Below are 1,314 nucleotides of genomic sequence, written 5' to 3' on the forward strand. Positions count from 1 at the left end.
GTGTCGCGGAACGCGACCATCGCCTGAATGTCTTCGTGACCGAAATGGGTGAAGCTTTCATAGGTATTGAAACTTATGGCGATCAACCGTTGAAGGTCGGCATTATCGAAGGGCAGCCTGGCTATCACTCGACCGAACGTGTGGGCGGCTTCCTCGACGGTATCGAGGGCAACGAAAACTTCGACGTTGTGGTGTCGATTGACGGTAAATGGAACGTTGAAGGCGGCAACACAGCTGGCATGGATATCCTGCAGTCGAACCCCGATCTCGACATGATCTTTGCGGCGAACGACTACATGATCATCGGGGCATCTTTTGCGGCGAAAGCGCTTGGCCGCAGTGACATCGTCCTTTTGGGCAATGATGGCGACACGTCCGGCCTTGAAGAAATTGCGGCTGGCAACATCACGGCAACCGTCAACACCTCACCATTCTTGATGGGTAAGGCGGCCATGCACGCAACCATTGATGCGCTCAACGGGTCCTATCCCGGCGGCTGGATCGAAACGCCCACATCGATTGAAGACAAAGACGGTGCGATCAGCGTGCTGCAAGAGCCAGAAAAGCTCTTCCCGCAGCCGTCCAAAGAGTACTGAACTTTCTCCTCGCTTCCCGGTGGCGCGTGCGCGTGCTGCCGGGTCGCAAACCAACCGAATTTCACTTTTGTCGAGGCAATCGCGATGACACCCGCAACGCCCCTTTGGGAGTTTGTCGATATCACCAAGGCCTATCCTGGGGTTTTGGCGAATGACAAGGTCTGCATCCGGCTTATGCCCGGTTCCATTCATGGGCTGCTGGGTGAAAACGGCTGTGGTAAGTCGACTATGATCAAGACTCTGTCCGGCGTGCAGCAACCCGATAGCGGTCAAATCCTGCACAATGGCAAGCCGGTCACGATAAGCGACCCGCAGGCGGCACGTGAATTGGGCGTCGCAACAGTTTTTCAGGAATTCTCGATCGTGCCCACCTTGTCGGTTGGCGAAAACATCTTCCTTGGCAATATGCCTCGGTCCCGCTTTGGCGTGATCGACTGGGCCAAGGTCCACAACGAAGCCGCGCGCGTTTTGGCGGAAATGGATGTCGATGTTTCTCCCGAAACAATCACCGGCTCGCTATCGGTAGGCGAGCAACAACTGGTCGAGATCGCGAAAGCCGTCGCGATGGACGCTCGCATGATCATCCTGGATGAGCCGACGGCGGCATTGGGTGAAGATGAAATTGAACGCCTGCACCAGTTACTGCGCAATATGCGTGAACGCGGAACCGCTATTCTCTATGTGTCGCACAGGCTGGATGAGGTTGAACGGATCGTTG

At 55.8% G+C, this 1,314-nt stretch carries 2 protein-coding genes; both read left to right on the plus strand.

The window, feature by feature from the left end; genetic code table 11:
* A partial coding sequence (locus tag ACR0DO_RS19440; RefSeq protein WP_480561083.1) for a sugar ABC transporter substrate-binding protein occupies nucleotides 1-596 on the plus strand: 596 nt, incomplete at its 5' end.
* An 84-nt stretch (nucleotides 597-680) separates the two neighbouring features.
* The coding region (locus ACR0DO_RS19445) for an ATP-binding cassette domain-containing protein (RefSeq protein WP_480561085.1) at nucleotides 681-1,314 on the plus strand (634 nt) is incomplete at its 3' end.

It is taken from the genome of Ruegeria sp. AM9 (genome assembly GCF_056540565.1).